General features: G+C 64.8%; 22 protein-coding genes. 5 read left to right on the top strand and 17 right to left on the bottom strand.

The window, feature by feature from the left end:
• Window positions 1-97: 97 nt before the first annotated feature.
• The 3 genes from ACODS0_RS24615 to ACODS0_RS24605 form a co-directional block, all read right to left on the bottom strand.
• A complete protein-coding gene (locus tag ACODS0_RS24615; protein WP_487256123.1) occupies window positions 98-1,135 on the bottom strand; it encodes a tripartite tricarboxylate transporter substrate binding protein in 1,038 nt (345 codons plus the stop codon).
• Window positions 1,136-1,216: 81 nt separating this feature from the next.
• Complete coding sequence (locus ACODS0_RS24610) at window positions 1,217-2,434, bottom strand: CaiB/BaiF CoA transferase family protein (RefSeq protein WP_487256124.1); 1,218 nt, start codon at window positions 2,432-2,434, stop codon at window positions 1,217-1,219.
• 24 nt (window positions 2,435-2,458) lie between these two features.
• Complete coding sequence (locus ACODS0_RS24605) at window positions 2,459-3,424, bottom strand: hydroxymethylglutaryl-CoA lyase (RefSeq protein ID WP_488837811.1); 966 nt, start codon at window positions 3,422-3,424, stop codon at window positions 2,459-2,461.
• A gap of 124 nt (window positions 3,425-3,548) precedes the next feature.
• Here ACODS0_RS24605 and ACODS0_RS24600 point away from each other — a divergent pair, with 124 nt between their 5' ends.
• The 3 genes from ACODS0_RS24600 (at window position 3,549) to ACODS0_RS24590 (ending at window position 5,551) form a co-directional block, all read left to right on the top strand.
• Window positions 3,549-4,454, top strand: a complete 906-nt coding sequence (locus tag ACODS0_RS24600; protein ID WP_121420622.1) for a LysR family transcriptional regulator — start codon at window positions 3,549-3,551, stop codon at window positions 4,452-4,454.
• Between the two features lie 277 nt (window positions 4,455-4,731).
• Complete coding sequence (locus tag ACODS0_RS24595) at window positions 4,732-5,040, top strand: winged helix-turn-helix transcriptional regulator (RefSeq protein WP_010464095.1); 309 nt, start codon at window positions 4,732-4,734, stop codon at window positions 5,038-5,040.
• Between the two features lie 151 nt (window positions 5,041-5,191).
• Complete coding sequence (locus tag ACODS0_RS24590) at window positions 5,192-5,551, top strand: FKBP-type peptidyl-prolyl cis-trans isomerase (protein ID WP_121420623.1); 360 nt, start codon at window positions 5,192-5,194, stop codon at window positions 5,549-5,551.
• A gap of 111 nt (window positions 5,552-5,662) precedes the next feature.
• Here the strand turns inward: ACODS0_RS24590 and ACODS0_RS24585 are convergent, their stop codons facing one another.
• The 4 genes from ACODS0_RS24585 to ppsA all read right to left on the bottom strand — a co-directional run bounded on the left by ACODS0_RS24585 (window position 5,663) and on the right by ppsA (window position 11,232).
• Entirely contained in the window at window positions 5,663-6,169 is a 507-nt protein-coding gene (locus ACODS0_RS24585) for a hypothetical protein (RefSeq protein ID WP_488837763.1), read from the bottom strand.
• 167 nt (window positions 6,170-6,336) lie between these two features.
• Window positions 6,337-8,427, bottom strand: a complete 2,091-nt coding sequence (locus ACODS0_RS24580; protein WP_121505902.1) for a VC_2705 family sodium/solute symporter — start codon at window positions 8,425-8,427, stop codon at window positions 6,337-6,339.
• 2 nt (window positions 8,428-8,429) lie between these two features.
• Entirely contained in the window at window positions 8,430-8,774 is a 345-nt protein-coding gene (locus tag ACODS0_RS24575) for a DUF4212 domain-containing protein (RefSeq protein WP_055398688.1), read from the bottom strand.
• Between the two features lie 67 nt (window positions 8,775-8,841).
• Window positions 8,842-11,232, bottom strand: a complete 2,391-nt coding sequence (gene ppsA / locus ACODS0_RS24570; protein ID WP_055398689.1) for a phosphoenolpyruvate synthase — start codon at window positions 11,230-11,232, stop codon at window positions 8,842-8,844.
• 264 nt (window positions 11,233-11,496) lie between these two features.
• Between ppsA and ppsR the strand changes: the two genes are divergently transcribed.
• A complete protein-coding gene (gene ppsR, locus ACODS0_RS24565) occupies window positions 11,497-12,318 on the top strand; it encodes a posphoenolpyruvate synthetase regulatory kinase/phosphorylase PpsR (RefSeq protein WP_055398690.1) in 822 nt (273 codons plus the stop codon).
• Between the two features lie 172 nt (window positions 12,319-12,490).
• Here ppsR and ACODS0_RS24560 read toward each other — a convergent pair whose 3' ends face one another.
• On the bottom strand, window positions 12,491-13,420 hold the full coding sequence (locus tag ACODS0_RS24560; RefSeq protein WP_488837760.1) for a LysR family transcriptional regulator: 930 nt from the start codon (window positions 13,418-13,420) through the stop codon (window positions 12,491-12,493).
• 109 nt (window positions 13,421-13,529) lie between these two features.
• Between ACODS0_RS24560 and ACODS0_RS24555 the strand changes: the two genes are divergently transcribed.
• Window positions 13,530-14,516 carry a 2Fe-2S iron-sulfur cluster-binding protein gene (locus ACODS0_RS24555; RefSeq protein WP_288853310.1) on the top strand — a complete coding sequence of 329 codons (987 nt, stop codon included), beginning with the start codon at window positions 13,530-13,532 and terminating at the stop codon, window positions 14,514-14,516.
• A gap of 178 nt (window positions 14,517-14,694) precedes the next feature.
• Here the strand turns inward: ACODS0_RS24555 and maiA are convergent, their stop codons facing one another.
• The 9 genes from maiA to ACODS0_RS24510 form a co-directional block, all read right to left on the bottom strand.
• Window positions 14,695-15,333 (bottom strand): maleylacetoacetate isomerase, encoded by a 639-nt coding sequence (maiA, locus tag ACODS0_RS24550; RefSeq protein ID WP_488837757.1) that lies wholly within the window; start codon window positions 15,331-15,333, stop codon window positions 14,695-14,697.
• A 26-nt stretch (window positions 15,334-15,359) separates the two neighbouring features.
• Window positions 15,360-16,361, bottom strand: a complete 1,002-nt coding sequence (locus ACODS0_RS24545) for a Bug family tripartite tricarboxylate transporter substrate binding protein (protein ID WP_488837755.1) — start codon at window positions 16,359-16,361, stop codon at window positions 15,360-15,362.
• Window positions 16,362-16,415: 54 nt separating this feature from the next.
• Window positions 16,416-17,540: a cupin domain-containing protein gene (locus tag ACODS0_RS24540; protein WP_488837753.1), complete on the bottom strand. Its 1,125-nt coding sequence runs from the start codon at window positions 17,538-17,540 to the stop codon at window positions 16,416-16,418.
• A gap of 31 nt (window positions 17,541-17,571) precedes the next feature.
• Entirely contained in the window at window positions 17,572-18,288 is a 717-nt protein-coding gene (locus ACODS0_RS24535; RefSeq protein ID WP_488837751.1) for a fumarylacetoacetate hydrolase family protein, read from the bottom strand.
• 89 nt (window positions 18,289-18,377) lie between these two features.
• Window positions 18,378-19,673: an NAD(P)/FAD-dependent oxidoreductase gene (locus ACODS0_RS24530; RefSeq protein WP_488837749.1), complete on the bottom strand. Its 1,296-nt coding sequence runs from the start codon at window positions 19,671-19,673 to the stop codon at window positions 18,378-18,380.
• Between the two features lie 18 nt (window positions 19,674-19,691).
• The gene (locus ACODS0_RS24525; protein ID WP_488837748.1) at window positions 19,692-20,015 is read right to left on the bottom strand and encodes a non-heme iron oxygenase ferredoxin subunit; all 324 of its coding nucleotides are present in this window, start codon (window positions 20,013-20,015) and stop codon (window positions 19,692-19,694) included.
• Window positions 20,016-20,024: 9 nt separating this feature from the next.
• A complete protein-coding gene (locus tag ACODS0_RS24520) occupies window positions 20,025-20,498 on the bottom strand; it encodes an aromatic-ring-hydroxylating dioxygenase subunit beta (RefSeq protein ID WP_108499844.1) in 474 nt (157 codons plus the stop codon).
• Between the two features lie 5 nt (window positions 20,499-20,503).
• Entirely contained in the window at window positions 20,504-21,829 is a 1,326-nt protein-coding gene (locus ACODS0_RS24515) for an aromatic ring-hydroxylating dioxygenase subunit alpha (RefSeq protein ID WP_488837746.1), read from the bottom strand.
• A 557-nt stretch (window positions 21,830-22,386) separates the two neighbouring features.
• Window positions 22,387-23,527, bottom strand: a 1,141-nt coding sequence (locus tag ACODS0_RS24510) for a hypothetical protein (RefSeq protein WP_488837744.1), incomplete at its 5' end; no start/stop codon positions are given.

The following is a 23,527-nucleotide window of genomic DNA, read 5'->3' as shown; positions in this document are numbered from 1 at the left end:
GCTCGGCCGAGCGCCGCCTGACCCGGCAGACGACCTCATGCGGGGCGACGGCGCGTTACGCCCTTCGGGCAACCGCACCCCACACGGCAGCCCCGCGTCAATCCATCGTCACGTTGGCGTTTTTCACGACCTGCGCCATGCGCGCCACCTCGGATCGAAAGAACGCGGCTGCTGGCTCCGGAGGGGTGAGCTTGATTTCGTAGCCCTGGGCGATGAGCGCATCGCGCGCCTCGGGCATTTCCATCGCGGCTTTGAAGGCGGCATACAGGCGTTGCAGCTCGGCCTTGGGCAGGCCGGCAGGCCCCACCGGGGCGATCCAGCCGTCGAGCTCGTAGCCCGGCAAGCCCTGCTCCGCAATGGTGGGCACACCGGGCAACGACGGCACGCGGCTGGCCGTGGTCACGCCCAGGGCGCGCAACGCTCCCGACTTGATGTGCGCTGCCGCAGGCGCTACCGCCACCACGGCCAGCTGCACCTGGCCGCCCAGCACATCGTTCATGAGCGGGCCCATGCCCTTGTAGGGAATGTGCTGGATCGACACCTTGGCCTGGTCCACGAACATGGCTGCGGCCAGGTGCAGGATGGTGCCGTTGCCCGACGAGCCGTAGTTGAGGACGCCGGGTTTGGCCCTGGCCAGCGCGATCAGCTCCTGCACGGTCTTGACGGGCACCGAGGGGTGGGCCACCAGCACGAAGGGCGTGGCGCCAATGATGGTGATAGGCGTGATGTCGGCGAGCGAGTCGAACGGAATGTTCTTGTACACGCTGGGGTTGACCACGTGGTTGTTGGACACCACGCCGATCACCGAGCCGTCCTTGGGCGCCCGCACGATCTGCGTGGTGCCGGTGATGCCGCCCGCGCCCGGCAGGTTCTCGATGACCACGGGCTGGCCCAGCGCCTTGGCCAGGCTGGTGCTGATGGCACGGATGGCGCCGTCGGCCCCCGAGCCCGCCGACAGCGGCAGGATCACGCGCAGCGGCTTGCCATCACCCTGGGCACGGGCCAGGCGGGGCAGGCCCCAGGCCACAGCCCCCAGCGCGGCGGCGCCGGTGGCGAGGGCCTGGCGGCGCGTGAGCACGCTGCGGGCGGCAGGCGTGTCGTGGGGTGAAGCGGGGGCAGTGGTGGTGCGTGGCATGGGTTTGTCTCCGGTCGTGGTCAGGGAACCCTGGGCGGTGGTCTGCGCCACATTGCTATGCCCGGGGATGGTTTCAAAAAATCAGGCGATGGCCCCGGCGGCGTGCAACGCCGCCACCTCATCGGCCGTGTAGCCCAGGCCCTGCAGCAGCTCGGCCGTGTGCTGGCCCAGGCGGGGCGGGTCGCAGCGCACATCGAGCCGCTGGCCGTCCATACGCAGCGGCATCAGCGTGATCTGCGCGGTCTGCCCGGCACGTTCGCCATCGGGCAGCGTGATGTCTGCCAGTCCGCCCGTGGCTTGCAGGTGCGGGTCGTCAAACAGTTCTTCGGGCCGGCGGATGGGTGCAAACGGCAGGCCGTGGCGTTCGAAGATCGCGGCCAGTTCGTCGGCCGTGTGCTGCGCCAGCCGCTCGCGCAGCACGGGCATCAGCGTGGGGCGGGCGCGTACGCGGTCGTTGTTGGTGGCCAGGCCGGTGTCGGCCTTCAGGTCGGCATAGCCCATGGCATCGCAGAAGGTCTGCCACTGCGCGTCGCTCACGGCGGCCAAAAAGATCTGCCCGCCGTCCTTCACGCTGAACACGTCGTACACGGCCCAGGACGAGATGCGGTCGGGCATGGGGGCCGCGGGTTTACCGGTGACGGCGTACTGCATCATGTGCTGGCCGACCAGGAACACGTTGTTCTCGAACAGGGCCGAGTCCACCTCCTGCCCCCGCCCGGTGATGCCGCGCTGCATCAGCGCCGCCATGGCACCGATGGCACCGAACATGCCACCCATGATGTCGTTCACGCTGCTGCCTGCGCGCAGTGGGTCGCCGGGGCGGCCGGTCATGTAGGCCAGGCCGCCCATCATCTGCACCACCTCGTCCAGCGCCGTGCGGTGCTCATACGGGCCGGGCAAAAAGCCGGTGTGGTTGACATAAATGAGGCGCGGGTTGAGCTGGCTCAGCGCGGCGTAGTCCAGGCCGTATTTGGTCATCACGCCGGGCTTGAAGTTCTGCGCCACCACATCGGCCGATGCCGCGAGCTTGCGCGCCGCCGCCAGGCCCTCGGGGCTGCGCAGGTCGAGCGCGATGCTCTTCTTGTTGCGGTTGAACATGGGGAAAAAGCCCGCGCCCGCACCCAGCAGGTGGCGCGTGCGGTCGCCGTCCACGGGCTCGACCTTGATGACCTCGGCACCCAAGTCGGCCAGCACCATGCCGCAGGTGGGGCCCATGACCATGTGGGTGAACTCCACCACGCGCAGGCCTTCGAGCGGCAGGCGGGGGGATGGTGGGGTGGCGGGTGTGTCGTCGTTCATGTTCAGGGCGTTCCGAAAAGGGGTTCAGGCGGTTGCTGCTTCGTGCAGCGCGGCAGGTGCGGCATTCTGCGGCAGCCCTGCCTGCCACAGCGTGCCATGCAGGGTCTCGCCCGCCAGCCATCCGGCCACGCGCTGGCGCAGCGCGAGCAGCGCAGTCACATCGATGCCGGTGGCGATGCCCATGCGCTCCAGCATGAACACGAGGTCTTCGGTGGTGACGTTGCCGCTGGCGCCCGGCGCGTGCGGGCAGCCGCCAATGCCCGCCAGACAGGCGTCGAAGCGGGTGATGCCTGCCTGCCAGGCGGCATAGACGTTGGCCAAGCCCATGCCGCGCGTGTCGTGGAAGTGCGCGCAGGCCAGGCGGTCGCCCACCAGCGCACGCGCTTTGCCAAACAGGCGGGCGACCGAGGCCGGGTCGGCATAGCCCACGGTGTCGGCCAGGCTCACGCGGTCGGCGCCCGCATCCAGCAGCGCTTGCATCAGGCGCAGCACCTCGCTCTCGGCCACCTCGCCCTGCAAGGTGCAACCAAAGGCCGTGCCCACGCCACCTTCGATCAAGGTGCGGCTGCCGCTGGCGTCGCGCAGTGCGCGGATGCGGGCTACCTCGGCCACCACCTCGTCGGGTGTCTTGCGCAGGTTGGCCAGGCTGTGTGCGTGGCTGGCGGACAGGGGCACCACCACTAGGTCGGCACCACACTCCAGCGCGCGTTCGGCGCCTTTGTAGTTGGGCACGAGCACCGAGGCCACCAGGCCCGGCAGGGTTTTGGCGTGGGCCAGCACCTCGGCCGTATCGGCCAGCTGGGGCAGCAGGCGGGCGGGCACAAAGGAGCCGACCTCGATCTCGCGCTGGCCGGCGGCGTAGGCGGCGTTGAGCCATTCGATCTTGTGCGCGGTGGAGACCACGGTGGCAATGCTTTGCAGGCCGTCGCGCAGACCCACTTCGCGGACGGTGGCACGCGCCGGGGTGGTGGAAGCGGTAGAGGGGGTCAGCACTGGTTGTCTCCGGCGGGTGGTGTTCTGCCGTCGATTCTAGAAATTCCCAACAGAATCAGAAAATACATTTTGGAAGCCATATGATTCCAAACAGGAATATCAAACACCTGGAGACAAGCCCATGCGCGATCTGGACCTGCAGACCCTGCGCCTGTTTGCCGCCGTGTGCGAGCAGCGCAGCATCGCGCGCGTGGCCGAGCAGGAGTCCATCGTGGGCTCGGCCATCAGCAAGCGGCTGGCGCAGCTGGAAGACACGGTGGGCACGGCGCTGCTACTGCGCAAACGCCGTGGCGTGGTGCCCACCCCGGCGGGCGAAACCCTGCTGGAGCACGCGCGCACCATGCTGGCCAGCGTGGGCCAGATTGAACGCGACATGGCGGCCTATGCCACCGGCACGCGGGGCCATGTGCGCATGCTGGTCACGGCCTCGGTGATGGCCGAATCACTGGCAGACGACGTGGCCGCTTTTCTGCAAGACCCGGCGCACCGCGACATCCAGGTAAGCCTGGAGGAGCGCGTGAGCCCGGACGTCGTACAGGGCATCCGTGACGGCAGTGCCTCCATCGGCATCTGCTGGGACGCGGCCGACCTTACAGGCCTGGAAACCTGCGGCTACCGTACCGACCACCTGGCCGTGGTGGCACATGCGCTGCACCCGGTGGCCCAGCACCAGAGCGTGCGTTTTGCCGACGTGCTGGACCATGAATTCGTCAGCATGCCCGCACTGAGCGCCGTGCAGGTGTTGCTGGCGCGCGCTGCGGCCGTGGAGGGAAAGATGCTGGCGCACCGGGTGCTGGTGTCCAACTTCGATGCGGCACTTCGGGTGGTGCGGGCCAACCTGGCCATCAGTGTCGTGCCGCGCGAAGTGGCCCTGCCTTTTGCCCAGACTGCGCCCATCCGGGTGGTTCCACTGAGCGACCCTTGGGCCCGACGGCGCTTCGCCATCTGTTACCGCAGCGCCCAGATGCTGGCCCCGGCCGCACAGTTGCTGGTCAGCCACCTGGCAGGGCTGGGCCGTCAGGAATGACCGTAGGAGCCTGTCAGGCATGGCGAATGGACCGCAGCGGTCCATTTTTCGCTTTCGACGCTCCAAGTCCTACAGGCTCCCAGAACCGTGGCCCTACCGCAACAGTTTGACTTGTAACACAGGTTTTTCGGGGTGTAGCGCATGTGTGGTGTGCGTTCTGAGCTACCAAACTTGTAGCAAAATGGGTTCCGCGCTATAGTCTCAGCGCATCACCGGGCCCGGCATTCGCCCACCCGAATGAATATTTGATCCAACACTTGCGCGAGGAGAAGCGTCCATGAGCTCCAAAGAAAATGCCGCCATCAACCAGTTGTTCGAGCGGCTCGAATGCCGTTACGCACTGCGCGTGCTGTGGGCCCTGAAGGACGGTCACCCCCAGACCTTCCGCCTGCTGCAGGACAGCGTGGGGGGCATCACCCCCAACACGCTCAACACCCGCATCAAGGAACTGCGCGAAGCCGGTTTTGTAGACCACGGCAGCGACGGCTACACCGTCACCCCCTCGGGCGCCGACCTGCTCAAGCGCCTGTCGGACGTTCAGGCCTTCGCCACCCGCTGGGTCGCTGGCCGCGCCAAAAAAGCCTGACGCCAAACAGCCCCCCCCGCCCCACTCAGGGAAAAGCCCCGCCGGACCTCCGCGCGGGGCTTTCGTTAAAATAGGGGTCAAAAATGCTGCTAGCGCTTAACCATCAAGCGCCAATAGCTCTTTTTTTAATAGCAAACAAGGAATTTCACCCATGGCACTGACCACCACCGCATCCGGCCTGCAATACGAAGACACCACCGTGGGCGAAGGCACCGAAGCCACCAAGGGCCAGAACGTGTCGGTGCACTACACCGGCTGGCTCTACAACAACGGCGAGCAAGGTGCTAAGTTCGACTCCAGCCGCGACCGCAACGACCCCTTCGAGTTCTCGCTGGGCGCGGGCATGGTCATCAAGGGCTGGGACGAAGGCGTGCAAGGCATGAAGATCGGTGGCCAGCGCACCTTGATCATTCCTGCCGCCCTCGGCTACGGCGCACGCGGCGCGGGCGGCGTGATTCCACCGAACGCCACGCTCAAGTTCGATGTGGAACTGCTCAAGGTCGGCCGCTGAGCACTGCGCCCTGTGACGCACCAAACACAAAGCGGCCTGGGGGCCGCTTTTTTGTGCCAGCACTTCACGCATGAACCTGGTGCGCCTCTCGGGGGAAAGGATCCGGGCGCCTCAATCAAAAAGCGCTTCGTCCAGCCGCTTGAATTTGGCGTCACCCACCGCCTCGCGGATCTTGGGTGCCAGCGCCGCCAGATCCTCAAAGCTGCCCGCCCCTTCCACCGCCAGATTCAACCGGAACCCGCGCAACCCCAGCCCCGCTGTCAGCTCGGTGGCGATGGGGTAGGCCGCCTGGTAACGCTCCTTGGGTGAGCGCCCGGAGCCCTCCAGCGGCGACGCCACCGTCCCCAGATCGGTGGCCGGTGCAGGCTCTGCCGTCGCATCATGCGGGGCGGCAAAAGCTGCAGGCAGAGACTGCCCCGGCAGCGGAGCCAGCAGTCCCTGCGCAATCATGGCCTGGACATCCTCCTGCGTGATCCCCATGGTTGCCGTGGCCGCCAGTATTTCACCCGTGGAGCGCTTTCCGTCAAAAAGAATAAAAGCCGAGCGCTGGCGTGAGCTGAGGCTACCGCGCCGATCCTTGAGCGCTTCCTGCCCTGCCTGCGTTTTGACGAGAACCATGAATCTCCTTGAGCTGAACCATTGTGGTGTTACCGAAGCTCACCCCGACAGGTAAGCTTTTACGCCCCAGATTCTCACGTTTGCGCAGGCTTGGTAATCGGGGTTTACGCATAACCCATTAGCAGGCGCACGGGCAGGGTACTCCAGCCTGCCAACGCAAGCCCCCCCTACATCTCGGACCGGATGCGCGGCAGCGCCGGGGCAGGCCGGGTCAGCCAGCTCACCACCACCGTCACCACCAAGCCGGTGGGCACGCCAAACACCCCGGCCGAGACGGGCTGAATACCAAACCACAGCCCGTCTGCCAGCATCCAGCTGGGCAGCGCGCGCATGGCGGGCACATGCGACAGCAGGTAGTACACCGCCACGCCAAGCCCTGCCAGCATGCCCGCCACTGCCCCCTGCCGCGTGGTGCCGCGCCAGAAGATACCCAGCACCATCACCGGCACAAAGGCCGAAGCCGCCAACGAGAACGACGCCGACACCATCGGCAGAATCTCAGAGGGTTTGAGCGCCGCTACAAATGCCGCCGACAGGGCCACGGACAGCAAGGCAAACTTGCTCAGAATCACACGCTGCTCCGGCGACGCCTGGCGCTTTGCGTCCTGAAAATACAGGTCGCGCACCAGGGCGTTGCTGATGGTGAGCAGCAGCCCATCAGCGGTAGACAGCGCCGCCGCCAGCCCGCCAGCCGCCACCAGGCCCGACACCACATAGGGCAAGCCCCCCAGCTCCGGCGTGGCCAACATGATGAGGTCGGCCCCCAGCCGGATCTCTCCAAACTGCACGATTCCGTCAGCGTTCACGTCTTCCACCGACAACAGCGAGCTGTCCACCCGCGCCCATTGGGCCATCCAGGTGGGTAAAGCCTCGAAACTGCTGCCCACCAGGTTTTGCATGACCTCGAATTTCACCAGAACCGCCAACGCGGGCGCACTCAGGTACAGCAAGGCGATGAAAAACAGCGACCACGCCACCGATGCCCGCGCCGCCGACACCGTGGGCGAGGTGTAGTAGCGCGTGAGCAGATGCGGCAAGCCTGCCGTGCCCACCATCAGGCAGAACATGAGTGCCAGGAAGTTGCGGCGCGTCAGCTCGTAGTCGCGTTGCTCGTCGGGCGTGCCCTGCGGGTCACCCACATACGCCTGGCTGTGCAGGGGCAAGCCGCCCAGGGGGCGCGCACGTTCGTAGTTCTCGCGCATTTCGCGGGTCCAGCGTTCGCGCGCCGCTGCGGCATCGCGCGGCAGGGCCGCCAGCTCGCGGCTGGCCGTGACGATCAAACCTACATCAGCGTTCTGGGTGCGCAGCGCGCGAATGCGCTCCCGCCCTTTCTCGCGCTCACGCTCCAGGGCGCCTTCCACATCACGCAGCCGCGCCTCAAAATCCTGGGCGCGCCGCAGGTAGGTCTGCACCACCTGATGCTCTGCGGGGGAATCGAGCAGCTGCGCTTCCAGGTCGGCGATCTTGCTGATCTGCGCGCCATAGACTGCGGGCGCCAACGGGTTGCCCAATTGTTTGTACGCCAGCCAGGACACCGGGATCAGGAACGCCAGCAGCACCACCACATACTGCGCCACCTGCGTCCAGGTGATGGCGCGCATGCCACCGAGGAAGGAGCACAGAAGCACCCCGCCCAGGCCCAGCATGATGCCGATCTCGAACTGCACACCGGTCAGGCGCGAAGCGATCAGCCCCACACCGTAAATCTGCGCCACCACGTACGTGAACGAACAGAGCACCGCCGCCAGCGCCGCAATCACACGCGGCCACCGGCCGCCAAAACGCACATGGAAAAAATCGGGCACGGTGTACAGGCCCATGGCGCGCAGGTGCGGTGCGATCAGCATCGCCACCAAGCAAAAGCCTCCCGTCCACCCCAGCAGATAGGCCAGCCCCCCGGCCTGCCCCGGTGTGCCGGAAAAACCCTGCAGGTAAAGCGCCCCCGACAGACTGATGAACGATGCGGCACTCATCCAGTCTGCCGCTGCCGCCATGCCGTTGTACATGGGCGGAATGCGCCGACCGGCCACGTAGTATTCCTCGGGGTCGGTGGTACGGCCATAGACACCGATGCCCGCGTAGACCATCACCGTGAGGAAAAGAAAAATCGGCCCGATCCAGTGCCGCGAAAGCCCCTGGTGCTCTGCCCAGGTCATCAGCGCCAGAAAGGCCAGCACCCCGGTCACATACAGCGCCAGGATGCGGTGCAACCGCCACAGATAGGCCCGGTCGGTGTCGGAAGAATTGTTTTCAGCCATGGTCAGCCGTGGGGGCGGTCCGCGTCGTCCGAAAGGGCTGCGGCATCCGCTGCGAGGCGCTCCGCATCCTGCCGTTCGAAGCGGTTCATGGCCCAGCCATAGACCACCACAATGCCAATGAACACCAGCACTGCCCCCTGCGCCGCAATCCAGTAACCCAGGGGCCAACCGCCAAAGACCAGCACTTGCAGGTCCCGGGCGAAGTAGGTGGCACCGAACGACACCAGCGCCCACAGCAGCAGCAAGCCGGCCTTGAGCTTGAGGTGCCGCACATCGTGCAGATCGGGCGGGAACGGGCCCGCCATTTCGGCATCTGCAGAACGCCGGTGCTGCTGCGGGGGCTGCATCACAGGCACAGCATCAGGGACGCAGTGGCGGGTGGTGCAGTCGGCACATGGCAGCCCGGTCGGAGCGTCAGCCTGCCAGTTGCTGCCAGGTGGCGATCACGCTGTCGGGGTTGAGCGAGATCGACGAGATGCCTTCCTTGGCCAGCCACTGCGCAAAGTCAGGGTGGTCGCTGGGGCCCTGGCCGCAGATGCCGATGTACTTGCCCTGGGCCAGGCAGGCCTTGATGGCCTGATGAATCAGTGCTTCGACAGCGGGGTCGCGCTCATCAAAGTCCTGCGCCAGCAGCTCCAGGCCCGAATCACGGTCCAGGCCCAGCGTGAGCTGGGTCAGGTCGTTGGAGCCGATGGAGAAGCCGTCGAAGAACTCCAGGAAGCGCTCGGCCAGGATGGCGTTGCTCGGCACTTCGCACATCATGATGACCTTGAGGTCGTCCTTGCCGCGCTGAAGGCCATGGGTGGCCAGCAGCTTGGTCACGCGCTCGGCCTGGCCCAGCGTGCGCACAAACGGCACCATCACCTGCACGTTGGTCAGGCCCATGTCGTTGCGCACGCGCTTGAGCGCCTCGCACTCCATGGCAAAGGCTTCACCGAAGTCTTCGCTGATGTAGCGGGCTGCGCCACGGAAGCCGAGCATCGGGTTTTCTTCCTCGGGCTCGTAGCGGCTGCCGCCGATCAGCTTGCGGTATTCGTTGGACTTGAAGTCCGACAGGCGCACGATGACGGGCTTGGGCCAGAAGGCGGCGGCAATAGTGGCCACGCCTTCGGCGACCTTATCCACATAGAACGCCCTGGGGCTGGCATGGCCACGGGCCACGGACTCCACGGCCTTCTTCAGGTCGGCATCGATCTGGGGGTAGTCCAGGATGGCCTTGGGGTGCACGCCAATGTTGTTGTTGATGATGAACTCCAGCCGGGCCAGGCCCACGCCTTCGTTGGGCAGCTGGCAGAAGTCAAAGGCCAGCTGGGGGTTTCCCACGTTCATCATGATCTTGGTCTTGATGGGGGGCATCGCGCCGCGCTGCACTTCGGTCACTTCGGTTTCAAGCAGGCCGTCATAGATCTTGCCCGTGTCGCCCTCGGAGCAGCTCACCGTGACCAGCGTGCCGTCCTTCAGCCGCTCGGTCGCGTCGCCGCAGCCGACCACGGCCGGGATGCCCAGCTCGCGCGCAATGATGGCGGCGTGGCAGGTGCGGCCGCCCCGGTTCGTGACGATGGCGCTGGCGCGCTTCATCACGGGTTCCCAGTTGGGGTCGGTCATGTCGGTCACGAGCACATCGCCGGGCTGGACCTTGTCCATCTCGGAGATGTTGTGCACCAGGCGCACCGGGCCGGTGCCAATCTTCTGGCCAATGGCGCGGCCCTCGGCCAGCACGGTGCCATGGCCCTTGAGCTTGTAGCGCAGCTCGGCCTGGCCCTTGGCCTGGCTCTTCACGGTTTCAGGGCGGGCCTGCAGGATGTAAAGCTGGCCGTCGGTGCCGTCCTTGCCCCACTCGATGTCCATGGGGCGCCCGTAGTGCTGCTCGATCACCAGCGCGTAGCGCGCCAGTTGCTCCACGTCGGCGTCGGTCAGCGAGTAGCGGTTGCGCTGCTCGGTGGGCACATCAATGGTCTTGACGAGCTTGCCGCTGGCGGCCTTTTCCTCAGGCGTGGAGAACACCATCTGGATCAGCTTGCTGCCCAGGTTGCGGCGGATCAGCGCCTTCTTGCCTGCCTGGAGCATGGGCTTGTGCACGTAGAACTCGTCGGGATTCACGGCGCCCTGCACCACCGTCTCGCCCAGGCCGTAGCTGCTGGTGATGAAGACCACGTCCTCAAAGCCGGACTCGGTATCGATCGTGAACATCACGCCGGCGGCGCCCAGGTCGGAGCGCACCATGCGCTGCACACCGGCCGACAGGGCCACCACATCGTGCTCGAAGCCCTTGTGCACGCGGTAGGAAATGGCGCGGTCGTTGTACAGCGACGCGAACACTTCCTTCATCTTGTGCATGACTTCGTCGATGCCCACCACGTTCAGGAAGGTTTCCTGCTGGCCGGCAAACGAAGCGTCGGGCAGGTCCTCTGCCGTGGCCGACGAGCGCACGGCAAACGAGGCGGCGGGGTTGCCAGCGCTCAGCTTGGCAAATTCATCAGCAATGGCCTTTTGCAGGTCGGCCGGGAAGGGCTGGGCCTCGACCATGGCGCGGATTTCTGCACCGACTTGTGCAAGCGCGCGCACGTCTTCGGTGTCCAGACTCTTGAGCTTGGCGCTGATGCGGTCGGCCAGGCCGTCATAGGCCAGGAACTCGCGGAACGCGTGGGCGGTGGTGGCAAAGCCCGTGGGCACACGCACGCCCTGCGGCAGCTGGGAGATCATCTCGCCGAGGCTGGCGTTTTTACCGCCAACGACCTCGACATCGGTCATTCTCAGGTTTTCAAACGGTACGACCAGGGCGGTCGGGCTGAAAAGTGCAGACATGGGAAAGCTCCAGAAGTTGAAACCGGGTCTGCGTGCCGGGCCCTGGATGGCTCCTGGCAGGCGGCCATGCACGGCCTGAGGCTTTGTCGTTGTGGTTGTGGGCCGACGCGGTGCATGGTGAGAATTGGATAATTGTGACAATTGTAGGCCCGAGCATCTGGCAGCGGGCTGACGCTTTCACGCGACTTACGCAAATCGGGCAATCACCACTTCTTTGTGGTGGCAACCCGGCTGGCGCAAGCCGCATCCAAAAAAAGGGGCTCCATGCACTCGCGCACCGTATTTTTTGTCTCTGACGGCACCGGTATCACCGCCGAAACCTTCGGCAACGCCATCCTGGCCCAATTCGAGATGAAGCCGCGCCATGTGCGCCTGCCCTTCATCGACACGGTGGACAAGGCCCACCAAGCCGTGCGGCAGATCAACCACACCGGAGAAGTCGAGGGCAAAAAGCCCATCGTCTTCACCACGCTGGTCAACATGGAAGTGCTCAAGGTCATCCAGGACGGCTGCAAGGGCATGCTGCTCGATATGTTCGGCACCTTCGTCCACCCGCTGGAGCAGGAGCTGGGCATCAAATCGCACCACCGTGTGGGCCGCTTCAGCGACGTGAGCCGCAGCAAGGAATACACAGACCGCATCGAAGCCATCAACTTCAGCCTGGCCCATGACGACGGCCAGAGCAACCGCGACCTGGCCGGTGCCGACGTGATCCTGGTGGGGGTGAGCCGCAGCGGCAAAACGCCTACCAGCCTGTACCTGGCCATGCAATGTGGCCTGAAAGCCGCCAACTACCCCCTGATCCCCGAGGACTTCGAACGCCGCCAACTGCCCCCTGCCCTGGTGCCATTTCGCAGCAAGATCTTTGGCCTGACCATCAGCCCCGACCGCCTGGCCGAGATCCGCGCCGAGCGTCGCCCCAATTCGCGCTACGCCAGCCTGGAGAACTGCCGCATGGAGGTCTCCGAAGCCGAGGCCATGATGCGCCGCGCAGGCATCCGGTGGTTGTCCACCACCACCAAGTCGATTGAAGAGATTGCGACGACCATCCTGCAGGAGATTCGGCCGGAGAGGCTCGTCTATTGAGCAGCGTTGCATGGCAAGTACGACCCTACCTCCCTCGGAGGCCATGGCAGAATTTATGCAAAAACAGGCTCTGCCGCCCTACTGACAAGCGCTACAAGCTATAAATAACATAGCATTGTTCTCACAGGACCGGCGGTGCAGTCTGGCTTGCGCCGCAAGCCCCGCCCGCAGATCACGGCAGACCACCTCCTGCGGGGCCATCGCCCCCAAACAATTCAAACACCATGCTGCGCAGCCATTGGTTCACCGGCTCGCGGTGCACCTTGGCGTGCCAAAACACGCTGATGGGCGCGTCAGGCAGTTTGACGGGGTGCGTGCGCACCACCAGGCCAAAGGGCTCGACCAGCTTGAGCGCCAGCCGCTCGGGCACCGTCGCCACCAGCGCCGTGCTTTGGAGGATGTGGCCCACGCTCACAAAGTGCGGCACGCTCAGCCGCACCAGGCGGTCGATGCCAGCCTTCTGGATCAATTCATCCACCTTGCCGTGCCCCGTGCCCGCCGACACGATCACCAGGTGCTCTGCCGCCTTGTAGTCCGACAACAGCAGCCTGGGCCGGTCCAGCGCGTGGCCCTTGCGGAACAGGCACACATAGCGCTGGCGGAACAAGCGCCGCTGGAAAAATCCCGCTTTCAGCTGCGGCAGCAGGCCGATGGCCAAGTCCACCTTGCCAGCCTCCATGTCTTCGCGCAGATGGGCCGCGTTGTTGCGCACGGTGTTCAGCGTGACGCCCGGCGCCTCCCGCCCCAGGCGCTCCAGCAGCGCGGGCAGAAAGACGATCTCGCCAATGTCTGTCATGCCGATGGTGATGGTGCGCTTGAGCGTTGCGGGCGTGAACTGTGTGCGCTGGTTCAGCCCGCTGTGGATCATGCCCAGCGCATAGCCCACGGATTCGCCCAGTTGCTCGGCAAAAGGCGTGGGCACCATGCCGCCCGAGGTGCGCAAGAACAACTCGTCTCCAAAAATGCGCCGAAGCTTGGCCAGCGCGTTGCTGACCGCAGGCTGAGTCAGCCCCAGGTTGTCGGCCACCTTCGACACGCGCCGTTCGACCATGAGTTGCTGAAACAGCACCAGCAGGTTCAGGTCGATATCCGATAGCTCCATCGCTACTCCATCAGCTCGGGTGATATGAAGTGCAAATGGTATTGCAGCTGGGAATGCAGCCAACCATTCATCGGCACAATCGCCCGCATGACCTTGAACGCCGCCCGCCATGGACATCCTCGTTCAGCCGCTTAACCGCGTGATCCGCGCCGAGCCCGGCGTGAACCTGCTCGACGCCCTGCGCGCGGCGCAGGTTCCGATGTCGTATTCATGCCTGTCGGGCCGCTGCGGCATCTGCCGCTGCCGGGTGCTGTCTGGTGAGGTGCTCGATGGCGGGCGCGAGCAGCAGCGCCCGCTGGACGGCGTGGACGGCGCCGTGCTGGCTTGCCAGACCTATGTGACCGAGCCCTGTACCATCGAAGTACCCGCCCCCGAAGAGGCCGTGGTGCACCGTGCGCGCGTGGCCAAGGCCACCGTGGTGGCCATCGAGCCACTGGCGGCAGACATCCGGCGCCTGCTGCTCAAGGTGGCAAAACCCATTGCGTTTTCACCGGGGCAGTACATGCAGCTGGGGTTCACGCCAACGCATGTGCGCCCCTACTCCATGGCAAACCTGCCGGGAGAACAGCTGCTGGAGTTCCACATACAGCTCATGCCCCAGGGCCGGGTCAGCGGCTACATCGCCGGGCAGCTGAAGGTGGGGGACAAGGTCAAGGTCAGCGGGCCGCTGGGTGCGGCGTATCTGCGCCAACAGCACACGGGGCCCATGCTGTGCGTGGCTGGGGGCACCGGGCTGGCGTCGGTGCTGTCGGTGGTGCGCGGCGCGGTGGCTGCGGGCATGCGCAACCCCATTCACCTGTACTTCGGCCTGCGCTCGCCGCGCGAGCTGTATGGCCTGGCGTGGCTGGACCATTTGCGCAGCGTGCACCCGGCCCTGCAGGTGCATGTGGTGGTGGCCTCAGGTGCCGACCCTGCCACGCAGCGGCGCGGGCTGGTGACCCAGGCCATCGAGCAGGACCACGCGAGCCTGCAAGGCTGGCAGGCGTATCTGTGCGGCTCGCCGCCGATGGTGGAGACCACCACGCTGCTGGCGCTGGGCAAAGGCCTGGAGGCGGCTCACCTCCATGCCGAGGCTTTTTACATGCAGGGCGACTGATTCCGTCTCCAAATCATCCGTGTCGTTGTTGCTTCGCCTTGCCGTGCTACAGCACTGTCTGCAGCTTCGCGCCTAGACACAAATGATTTGGAAACGGAATGAGGTTCGTGGAGTCTTCTGAATCCACTTGAACCGCTCACTCAGCGCGGTCGAAGCGCCGTGAGGGGCTTCGACAAGCTCAGCCCGCATCCGGCTGCGCACTGGGCGCCGCCTTGCGGAACGCTTCCAGTTGCCCGCAGGCAGCGTCCACTGCCTGGATTAGCGGCCAGCGTGACAAGTCCACCTTGAAGCGGCGCGCGCTCTCCACCTGCGGAACCAGGTACACATCGGCCAGCGTGGGGGTGCTGCCAAAGCAGAAATCACCGCGCTGCGGGTCCTTCGACAGCAGCGCCTCGATGGCGTCAAAGCCCGCGCTGATCCAGGTGCCGCACCAGTCGTTCACCGCCGCCTCGTCGGCACCAAAGCGATGGCGCAGCGCCTCCAGAATGCGGCGGTTGTTGATGGGATGGATGTCGCAGCCCACGATGGCTGCCAGGGCGCGCACCTGGGCGCGATCGCCTGCATCGCCGGGCAGCAGCGGTGGGGTGGGATAGCGCTCTTCGAGCAACTCGATGATGGCGGGCGACTGGATCATCAGACGCTCGTCGGCCTCCAGCACGGGCACCAACTGCTGCGGGTTGATGGCCTTGAAGGCATCTCCCAGATGCTCCTCGCGCCGCAAGTCAACCGCAACCTGTTCGTAGGCCAGCCCCTTGAGGTTGAGCGCAATGCGCAAGCGGTGGGAGGTTCCGCTGCGGAAGAAGGAATAGAGCTTCATGGTCAGTCTCTGTGTCAGTCCCTGTGTCAGTCCAGGGCAATCTTGGCGCGCTTGACGACTTCACCAAACGTGCGCGAATCGCGTTCGATGGCCTTGGTGAGTTCGGCGGGCGGGCCGATGTAGGGCTCAAACCCGAAGGTCGCCAGACGCTCCTTGACCTCTGAAGTGGCCAGCACCTTCCCTACGTCGGCATTGATCTTCTCGATGGCTGCCTTCGACGTGCCAGCAGGCGCGAACAGGCCCACCCAGGTCTTCACTTCAAACCCGGCCGGGCCGCCCGCTTCGCCCATGGTCGGAATGTCGGTGAAGCCCGCCAGGCGCTGGGGCGCAGCCAGGGCCAGAAACTTCACCTTTTTGGCCTGGAACATTGGCCCGGCCGTCGCTGCCGTGCCAAACGCCCACTTGATGTCGCCCGTGGCCACAGAGGTGTAGACGCTGCCCATGTCCTTGTACGGCACATGCATCATCTTCGTGCCCGTTGCTGCCTCCAGACTCGCCGCGCCCACATGGGCCACGCTGCCGATGCCCCAGGAGCCGTAGGTGATGTCGCCCGGCGCCGCCTTGGCCGCCTTGATCAGATCGCCCACATCCTTCCAGGGCGAGTTGGCCGCCACCACCACAAAGAAGTTCGTGAAATACACCGGAGCGACGGGCTCAAAGTCTTTGACTGGGTCGTAGGGCAGCTGCTTGAACACATGCGGCTGCAAAGCCATGTGGGTGTTGTCCACCTGCAGCAGCGTGTAGCCGTCTGGCGTTGCGCGCTTGGCATCGCCGATGGCGATGAAACCGTTGGCCCCTGGTTTGTTGTCGATGACCAATTGCTGCCCCCAGTTGCGCGACAGGCGCTCGCTGAGGATGCGCATCACCGCATCGGGGCCGCTGCCGGGCGAATACGGCGCGACGGAGCGAACGGGTTTGGCGGGGAAGGTCTGCGCCACGGCATGGGGCAAGCTAGCAGCGGCCACAAGGGCCAGCGCGCAAAACGCCAGAGCGGGTCTAAAAATCTGTGAACGAACGGCGGTCAGCATGGGGGGTGTCTCCTTGGTTTTATGAAAGCAAAATCCGGCTTGGTGAGTGATGGATCAAACAGTGACTTGCGCACGGTGGCTGTGCAGCGCCTCAAAAATCGGCGCATCGCTGAAGCGGAACAGGTCGAGTGCGCTAGCAGCAGATGCCTGGGCCGAGAACGGCTGCCACGACGGCACCACAAACAAGTCGCCCCGCGCCACCTGCCAGGTGCGTTCACCCACCGTGACGGTGCCGCTGCCGTCAAACACCTGGAACACGGACGAACCCACCTCGCGGTGCACCCGCGTTGCACCGCCCGCGCGCACGCGGTGCATTTCGGTCCGCATCGTGGGCAGCACATCGGCGCCGGTGGTGGGGTTGGTAAAGCGCACCGCCGCGTGCCCGGGGCTCAGCGTGCCCGGCTGGCCTTCGTCCTCCAGCGCCAGCTGGTCGGCCAGCGCGTGGTCGGTATCCACCCAGCGGTAGGCCAGCAGGGGCGTGGCGGGCTGCGCCTGCACCATCGATACCGGGCGCAGGCCCGGGTGGCCCCACAGCCTTTCGGAATAAGAACGCTCGGCGGTGGTGCGCTCAGCGGGCGGGAGCTTCTCGCGCCCCACTTCAAAAAACTGGCTCTCGGTGTAGTACGAGAACGGAATGTCCAGGCCGTCGATCCAGGCCATGGGCTCGGTGGCAGCGTTGTGGTGGGCATGCCAGTTCCAGCCGGCCTGGGGCAGAAAGTCGCCCCGCGACATGCGCACGGCATCGCCATTGACCACGGTCCACACACCCTCGCCTTCCACCACAAAACGAAACGCGTGCTGCGTGTGCCGGTGCTCGGGCGCGTCTTCGCCGGGCATCAGGTACTGAATGGCAGCCCACAGCGTGGGCGTGGCAAAGGGGCGCCCACCCAGCGCCGGGTTGGCCAGCGCAATCGCACGGCGCTCCCCGCCACGGCCCACGGGCACGATGGCGCCCGCCTGTGCGGCCAGGGCCTTCAAGCGGTCCCAGCGCCACAGATGGGGCACGGCCTTGGATTGGGGCTGTCGGGGCATCAGGTCGCCAATCTGCGTCCAGAGCGGTACCAGCAGCTCTTGCTCAAAGCCCCGGTACAGCTGCTCCAGCTCGGGCGTCGGATCGGGCTGGCCATTGCCCGCAACGGCGTGCAGCCGCACGGGGGAAGGCGTGAGGTCGGTGGTCATGGTGGGGTTGTCTCCTGGATGTGGTTTTTTCTTATTCCGCCGGGCCAACGTGGAGCACGATGCTGCCCACGCCTTCAATGCGGCCTTCAATGCGGTCGCCTGCCAGCACGGGGCCTACGCCCTCGGGCGTGCCGGTAAAGATCAGGTCACCCGGCTGCAGGTGGTAGAACTTGGACAGGTCGGCAATCAGCTCGGGGATATTCCAGATCAGCTTGGACAGGTCGGACTTCTGGCGCATGGTGCCGTTGACCGACAGCTCCAGGTTGCCCTGGCCCAGCACCACCTGCGGCATGGGCACGATCTCGGAGACCACGGAAGACTGCTCCACATCCTTGCCCAGGTCCCAAGGCCGGCCCTTGTCGCGCGCCACCAGTTGCAGGTCGCGGCGCGTCATGTCCAGGCCGCAGGCATAGCCATAGATAAGGCGGGGCGCATCTGCCTCGCTCACACGAAAGCCGGGCGCACCAATGGCCAGCACCAGTTCCATTTCGTGGTGGTAGTTCTGGGTGCCGGGTGGGTAGGCCACGGTCGCGCCAGACTCGACCAGCGTGGACGGCGCCTTGGTGAAATAGAACGGTACTTCCGCCGACTTGTCCACCGGGCGGCCCATCTCCACCGCATGCGCGTGGTAGTTGCGGCCCACAAAGAACAGGCGGTGGACGGGCAAGCGCTCGCTGCGGCCACGCACAGGCAGCGAATAGACGGGGGGCGGGGTCCAGAGGTAAGTGGTTGACGTTGTTGCGGTCATCGGTGGTTTCCTTAGCGGGTTGTCGTGTTCGGTTCTGGTGGGCTTGGGTGCGGGTGCGGGCCCCGGTGCTGCTCGGCATCCAGTTGGGTTCACAGCTTTGCCATCGGCGTGTTCAGGTCGGCCAGCCGCTCGGCATCCACCGGCTTGCGCTGCTCGATCAGCCTGCGGGCAAAGCGCAGGTCACGCGCTGCGTTGGCGCCTACGGCGGCCTGCACCACATCTCCTGCCAGGTAGAACAGCACAAAGCTGCCGCTGGCCGCATCACCACGCCGCACCACACGGTGCGCAGGCGCGGGCATGCCGTAGATCTGCAGGTTCATGCCGTACTGGTCGGACCAGAACCATGGCAGCGGCTGGTAGTCCACTGCCTGGCCCAGGGCGGATCGCGCAGCAGCCATACCCTGCTCCTGCGCGTTTTGCCACGACTCCAGCCGCAGGCTGCGGCCCGCCCAGGGGTTGGGCGCCACGGCCACATCGCCTGCAGCCAGGATGTGGGGGTCGGACGTGCGGCATTGGGCATCGACCAGCACGCCACCTTCGCAAGCCAGGCCCGCCTCGCGCGCCAGCTCGTCGTTGGGCACCAGGCCAACGCCCAGCACAATGGTGTCGCACACCAGCGCGCTGCCATCGGCCAGCAAGACCTCCGAGCGAATATCTGAGCCGTCTGCGCCATCTGCAACGCGGGCAAAGCCCCGCACCCCCGCGCCCAGCAGCACGCGCACGCCCTGGGCGCGGTGCAGCGCCAGCAAATAGGCCGACACCTCGGCAGGCACGCTGCGTTCACACAAGCGGCTTTGCGTCTCTACCACCACCACGTCCGCGCCCTGCTGGCGTGCGGTGGCCGCCACCTCCAGGCCAATCCAGCCACCGCCCACCACCACCACGCTGCGGCCAGGCCGAAGGGCCGGGGCCAGCGCCTGCGCATCTTCAATGGTGCGCAGCGTGTGCAGCGGCACCTGGTCAGCGCCCGGCAAGGCAAGCCGCCGGGCGCGCCCGCCGGTGCACAGGATGAGCTTGTCGTAGGGCTGCGCTGCGCCATCGGACAGCAGCACCTGCTTGGCAGCACGGTCAATACGGCGCACCTGCATGCCGGGGTGCCATTGCACCGCCAGGGCGTCAAAGGCCTCGGGCTTCATGAGGCGCGTGGTCTCTGGCGCGGCAGCGCCCGATAGCACCGCCTTCGACAGCGGTGGCCGCTCGTGCGGCGGGTGGGCTTCGTCACCGATCAGCACCACACGGCCCGCAAAGCCTTCGCTGCGCAGTGCTTGCGCCGCCCAGCCGCCCGCCTGGCCCGCACCCACGATCACGATGGTGTGGGTCGAGTGGGCGTTAGCGCCTTCATGCGGCAATGCGGCGGCCTCGACCTCAGGTCGTTCGGCAGTCATGGGGGCTCCTTGAGAGGTTCAGTCCAGGGCCAGCCACACGCGGCCGCCCTCGATCTTCACGGGGTAGCTGCGCAGCGGCTCCGTCACCGGCGCGCAGGCAGGTTTGCCGCTGCGCACGTCAAACTTACCCTGGTGCAGCGGGCATTCAATTTCGTGCCCTTCCAGAAACCCATCGCACAGGCGTGCATGGCCGTGGGTGCAGATGTTGTCGGTGGCAAACACCTCGCCGCCCACGCCATACAGCGCAATGTCGCGCCCGGCCACGGCCAGGCCGATCACGTCATCCTGCGGCACATCATCCTGCGCGGCGGCGTCAATCCAGTTCGTCGTCATCGTCGTCATGGCAGTTCCTCAGATGGGGTAGATCAGCGAGTTGGGGATCATCTCGCTGTCGTAGACGACGAGGCGCGACGCGAACTTCAGGCCCTCGGGCGTGGGCACCACTTCATCCAGCGTGCGCCCCACGTTGAACACCGTCGATTCCTTCGACAGGCGCGTGCGCAGCACCGCATAGTTGGCCTCGCAGTGGATGCGGCCATCGGCATCCACCTTGTGCACCAGCGGTGCACCCACCACATGGCGCTGGTAGTAGGGGTCGTGGAACAGCGTCTCGCGGATGCCGTAGACGCGGTCTTTCAGCATGCCCTTGCTGTCAAACGCCAGCGTAGCCAGCGGAAACCCGCGCTCGTGGTTCTCGCGCGGCTGCAGCTTGTACACGCAGTGGTCGATAAAAAACTCAGGCCACGCCTCCCAGTCCGCCGCGTCGAGCGCGCGGGCGTAGCGGGCGTAGAGCTGGTTCAGTTCGAAGTAGGTCTGGAAGTCCATCATGGTCATGCCTCCGCCTCCATCACCTTGCGCCAGTATTCGTACATGCCCCGGATCAGCGTCTCGGTGACCATGTGGTCTGTGTCGCCCACCTCGCGCCCGCCCAGCTCGGCCAGCGTGCGGTGCGCGGGCTTGGTCTCAAAGCCTTCTTGCGACCACTCGATCACCTCGCCATCGTCGGCCGACACAAAGCCCGCCGGGCCGAACAGATTGGCCTGGCGCAGGCGGCGCTGCGTCATTGCTTCGCTGTCGTCTTCAAAGCCGAAATGCGTCCACACAAAATCAAAAGCCCCCTTGCCATCGGGCTGGATGTGGCGCGTGGACACGCTGTTGACCTGCTGCTGAAAGATCACGCTAGGGAACACGGTCATCATCACGGCCGTCGGCACAGATGCCGGCGCATTGGGCACCGCTGCACCCTCCCCGCTGGCAGCCAGGGGTGGCCCCGCCCACCAGTCCTCCTGCGCAATGTCCAAAAAGCGCGGGTCGTTCAGCTCCATGCCCGCCTTGAAGCTGGACACCTGCGTCACATCCGCCGCCTTGCCCGCCGCGCCACGTGTGGACACCATGGCCGCATGGCGGTGCTGCGCATCCATCAGCAGTTGCGACTTGTTGTCGGCACGCCAGAGCCCAAAGGTAACGAACCAGGTGTGCAGCAGGCCGGGGTGGTACGGGTCCTTGATGTTCTCTTGCATCAGCTTCCAGTTGCCCGGAATGCGCTGGCGGTTGTAGCCCAGGATGGTGAGCTTGCGGCCATTGAACAGCCGGTCAAAGTAGCCCAGGATGGTGGGGCCCAAGAATTCCTCCAGCGGCTCCACGCTGTGGTCAAACGACGCAAACACCACGCCGCCACGGGTGGCCACCTTGAGCTTGGTCAGCCCATGCTCTGCCGGGTTGAAATCCGCAGGCATGCCGCCATTGACCTTGCCATCCTGCTTCACGCCGCGCCGAAACGGCACACCTTGCAAGTCGCCCGACAGGGTGTAGTTCCACTGGTGGTACGGGCAGGTCAGGCTCTCACGGTTGCCATGCCGCTCGCGGCAAAACGCCATGCCCCGGTGGGCGCAGACGTTTTCCACCACATGGATCGAAGCATCCTTGTCACGCACCAGCAGCACCGAGCGCTCGCCAATCACCGTGCGCTTGAAATCCCCCGCGTTGGGAATCTCCGCCTCCAGGCCAACGTAGCACCAGTGCCCGTTGTAGAACAAACGGTCCAGCTCCTTGCGGTACAGCGCCTCATCGGTATAGGCCTGAAAGGGAATGCGGCTGGTGCCTTCCGTCTCCCAGCGGATCTGCTGCGGGAACACGGTCACGGGGCATTCATGCATGGGCGTCTCCTTTGTTTTTTGTCATTGCGAGTCGATCAATCAGTCTGTGGGGCCGGTGCGGATGCATCCAGCGCCTGGGGACCGATCATTCGCGCTGCAGCAATATCAGTCAATGGAACCCTGGTGATGTTTCACATCACTCAGGTGAATATGACTTGGACGGTGGTGCAGGAGATTGATGCGCCATGCGGCGGCGCAAGACGCGCGAGGCCGCGCCGCACGCAGGTTGCGTGGGCGGGACAAACGGGAGCGGGTACTGGGGGCGGTCGGCCGAGAACCATCTACCGATGGGTCTGGGCCGGGCGGACAGCCTGCGTGGCAGGGAAGCCGTTGGGGACAATGCTCAGCCGCTGGGTGGCTGGGCCATGCGAAGGCATTTCAGATCAGCTCAGATCAGCAGGGGCTGCTTTGCAGAGATTGCCATCATCCCGACTTGGCCGTTGAACACGTACCACCGGCCAGTAGCAGCCGATGACCACAAGAGAAAACATCGAGTAAACGGCCAAGCCAACCGATCTGCCGTAGGCGGGGCCGGTTGAGCGAAGGGCTCCGCATCACTACGCTTCCGTGCGCGGCTTAACAGCAGCGGATTGTCTAGCGATGACTCTCTCAACGACTCGAGCCAAGGTTACGGCCCCACTCCATTGGATATGCTTAAGGAATGAATCGCCGGAAAACCGGTGATCGACCTTTAGCAGGAAGGAGTCGATCCATGCGTGATAGTCCCAGCCAGTCCGAGTCAACAGCGCAAACGGTTTGAACTCAACGTTGACGGAGATTCCTACTTGGTAGACAGACACGTCGGGAAATTCGACCTCTCCCAAGTAGAGCTCTTCAAAGCCACGAGGAAGGACTGAGGCGAACCCGTCGAAGACTACCGACAGGGTCATTACAAACTTTGGCGCGTTTATTAGGATCGACTTCGAGTCAACACGAGAGACGGTAGCTTCTTTGGGTAGCACAAGGTCGAACTTGTGATACGCGATGCCGCCTGGGCCATAGGATGAAACTGTTTGATCCTGCCAAGGTTGCTCCGAAAGCGTTTGGTCAATGAATGCTGCGCGTTCACGCATCGGGCGTGAGAAGGTATCCAAGAAGCGATTCTTGAACAGTAGCGTCGGAACGTCTTCCCGCCCGAATTCTCTGAGCCTCGCCGCATCGAGTCCGGACTGATTGAAGTAGTCAGTCAAATGAGTCGAGAGTGTTTCTAAGACGAAGTACTCGGTTGCCTCGACCAGAAGTTGGCCCGCTGCTGTGACCCGCTTCTTCGCACTCAGCGTCTGTACGTCTACCTCAATGGACTTATGAACCGGATCACTTTCCCAGAGCTTCTTGGGTGCCTCGTTCTCGGAGAAGAGTGCGGTGACATGGTCTATGAGTTCTTCGACATACTCGTACCGAGGAACCGGAATCAGCTCCGATGTACCGCGACGAAAACAGACAAAACCTTCAAACTTGCGTTCGATTTTGCTGGCGCCAAAAAGTCGGCGTGCGGTGACTGAGATGCCAAGCACTACCAGGGAAGCGCCAAGAAGGGTAAGGGGCCAGACAGAATCTTGAAAGTAGACACCGACTGCGGTGGCAAGGAGATTGACGCCTAACCCAAGAACAACCGCTGCGAGAACCAACTCGACGATTGAGTTGTGAACCGCCCCGGGTTTCGTGGAGGCCGGTTGGTTTAAGTCAGACCACCACCAT

The sequence above is a fragment of the Acidovorax sp. FG60 genome (genome assembly GCF_057808995.1).
This window is presented reverse-complemented; position numbering and strand designations above follow the sequence as displayed.

Bases quoted from the DNA above. Each gene is read 5' to 3' on its own strand.
- ACODS0_RS24615 (WP_487256123.1), bottom strand. From the start codon at position 1,135: ATGCCACGCACCACCACTGCCCCCGCTTCACCCCACGACACGCCTGCC.
- ACODS0_RS24610 (WP_487256124.1), bottom strand. From the start codon at position 2,434: ATGAACGACGACACACCCGCCACCCCACCATCCCCCCGCCTGCCGCTC.
- ACODS0_RS24600 (WP_121420622.1), top strand. From the start codon at position 3,549: ATGCGCGATCTGGACCTGCAGACCCTGCGCCTGTTTGCCGCCGTGTGC.
- ACODS0_RS24595 (WP_010464095.1), top strand. From the start codon at position 4,732: ATGAGCTCCAAAGAAAATGCCGCCATCAACCAGTTGTTCGAGCGGCTC.
- ACODS0_RS24590 (WP_121420623.1), top strand. From the start codon at position 5,192: ATGGCACTGACCACCACCGCATCCGGCCTGCAATACGAAGACACCACC.
- ACODS0_RS24585 (WP_488837763.1), bottom strand. From the start codon at position 6,169: ATGGTTCTCGTCAAAACGCAGGCAGGGCAGGAAGCGCTCAAGGATCGG.
- ACODS0_RS24580 (WP_121505902.1), bottom strand. From the start codon at position 8,427: ATGGCTGAAAACAATTCTTCCGACACCGACCGGGCCTATCTGTGGCGG.
- ACODS0_RS24575 (WP_055398688.1), bottom strand. From the start codon at position 8,774: ATGCAGCCCCCGCAGCAGCACCGGCGTTCTGCAGATGCCGAAATGGCG.
- ppsA (WP_055398689.1), bottom strand. From the start codon at position 11,232: ATGTCTGCACTTTTCAGCCCGACCGCCCTGGTCGTACCGTTTGAAAAC.
- ppsR (WP_055398690.1), top strand. From the start codon at position 11,497: ATGCACTCGCGCACCGTATTTTTTGTCTCTGACGGCACCGGTATCACC.
- ACODS0_RS24560 (WP_488837760.1), bottom strand. From the start codon at position 13,420: ATGGAGCTATCGGATATCGACCTGAACCTGCTGGTGCTGTTTCAGCAA.
- ACODS0_RS24555 (WP_288853310.1), top strand. From the start codon at position 13,530: ATGGACATCCTCGTTCAGCCGCTTAACCGCGTGATCCGCGCCGAGCCC.
- maiA (WP_488837757.1), bottom strand. From the start codon at position 15,333: ATGAAGCTCTATTCCTTCTTCCGCAGCGGAACCTCCCACCGCTTGCGC.
- ACODS0_RS24545 (WP_488837755.1), bottom strand. From the start codon at position 16,361: ATGCTGACCGCCGTTCGTTCACAGATTTTTAGACCCGCTCTGGCGTTT.
- ACODS0_RS24540 (WP_488837753.1), bottom strand. From the start codon at position 17,540: ATGACCACCGACCTCACGCCTTCCCCCGTGCGGCTGCACGCCGTTGCG.
- ACODS0_RS24535 (WP_488837751.1), bottom strand. From the start codon at position 18,288: ATGACCGCAACAACGTCAACCACTTACCTCTGGACCCCGCCCCCCGTC.
- ACODS0_RS24530 (WP_488837749.1), bottom strand. From the start codon at position 19,673: ATGACTGCCGAACGACCTGAGGTCGAGGCCGCCGCATTGCCGCATGAA.
- ACODS0_RS24525 (WP_488837748.1), bottom strand. From the start codon at position 20,015: ATGACGACGATGACGACGAACTGGATTGACGCCGCCGCGCAGGATGAT.
- ACODS0_RS24520 (WP_108499844.1), bottom strand. From the start codon at position 20,498: ATGGACTTCCAGACCTACTTCGAACTGAACCAGCTCTACGCCCGCTAC.
- ACODS0_RS24515 (WP_488837746.1), bottom strand. From the start codon at position 21,829: ATGCATGAATGCCCCGTGACCGTGTTCCCGCAGCAGATCCGCTGGGAG.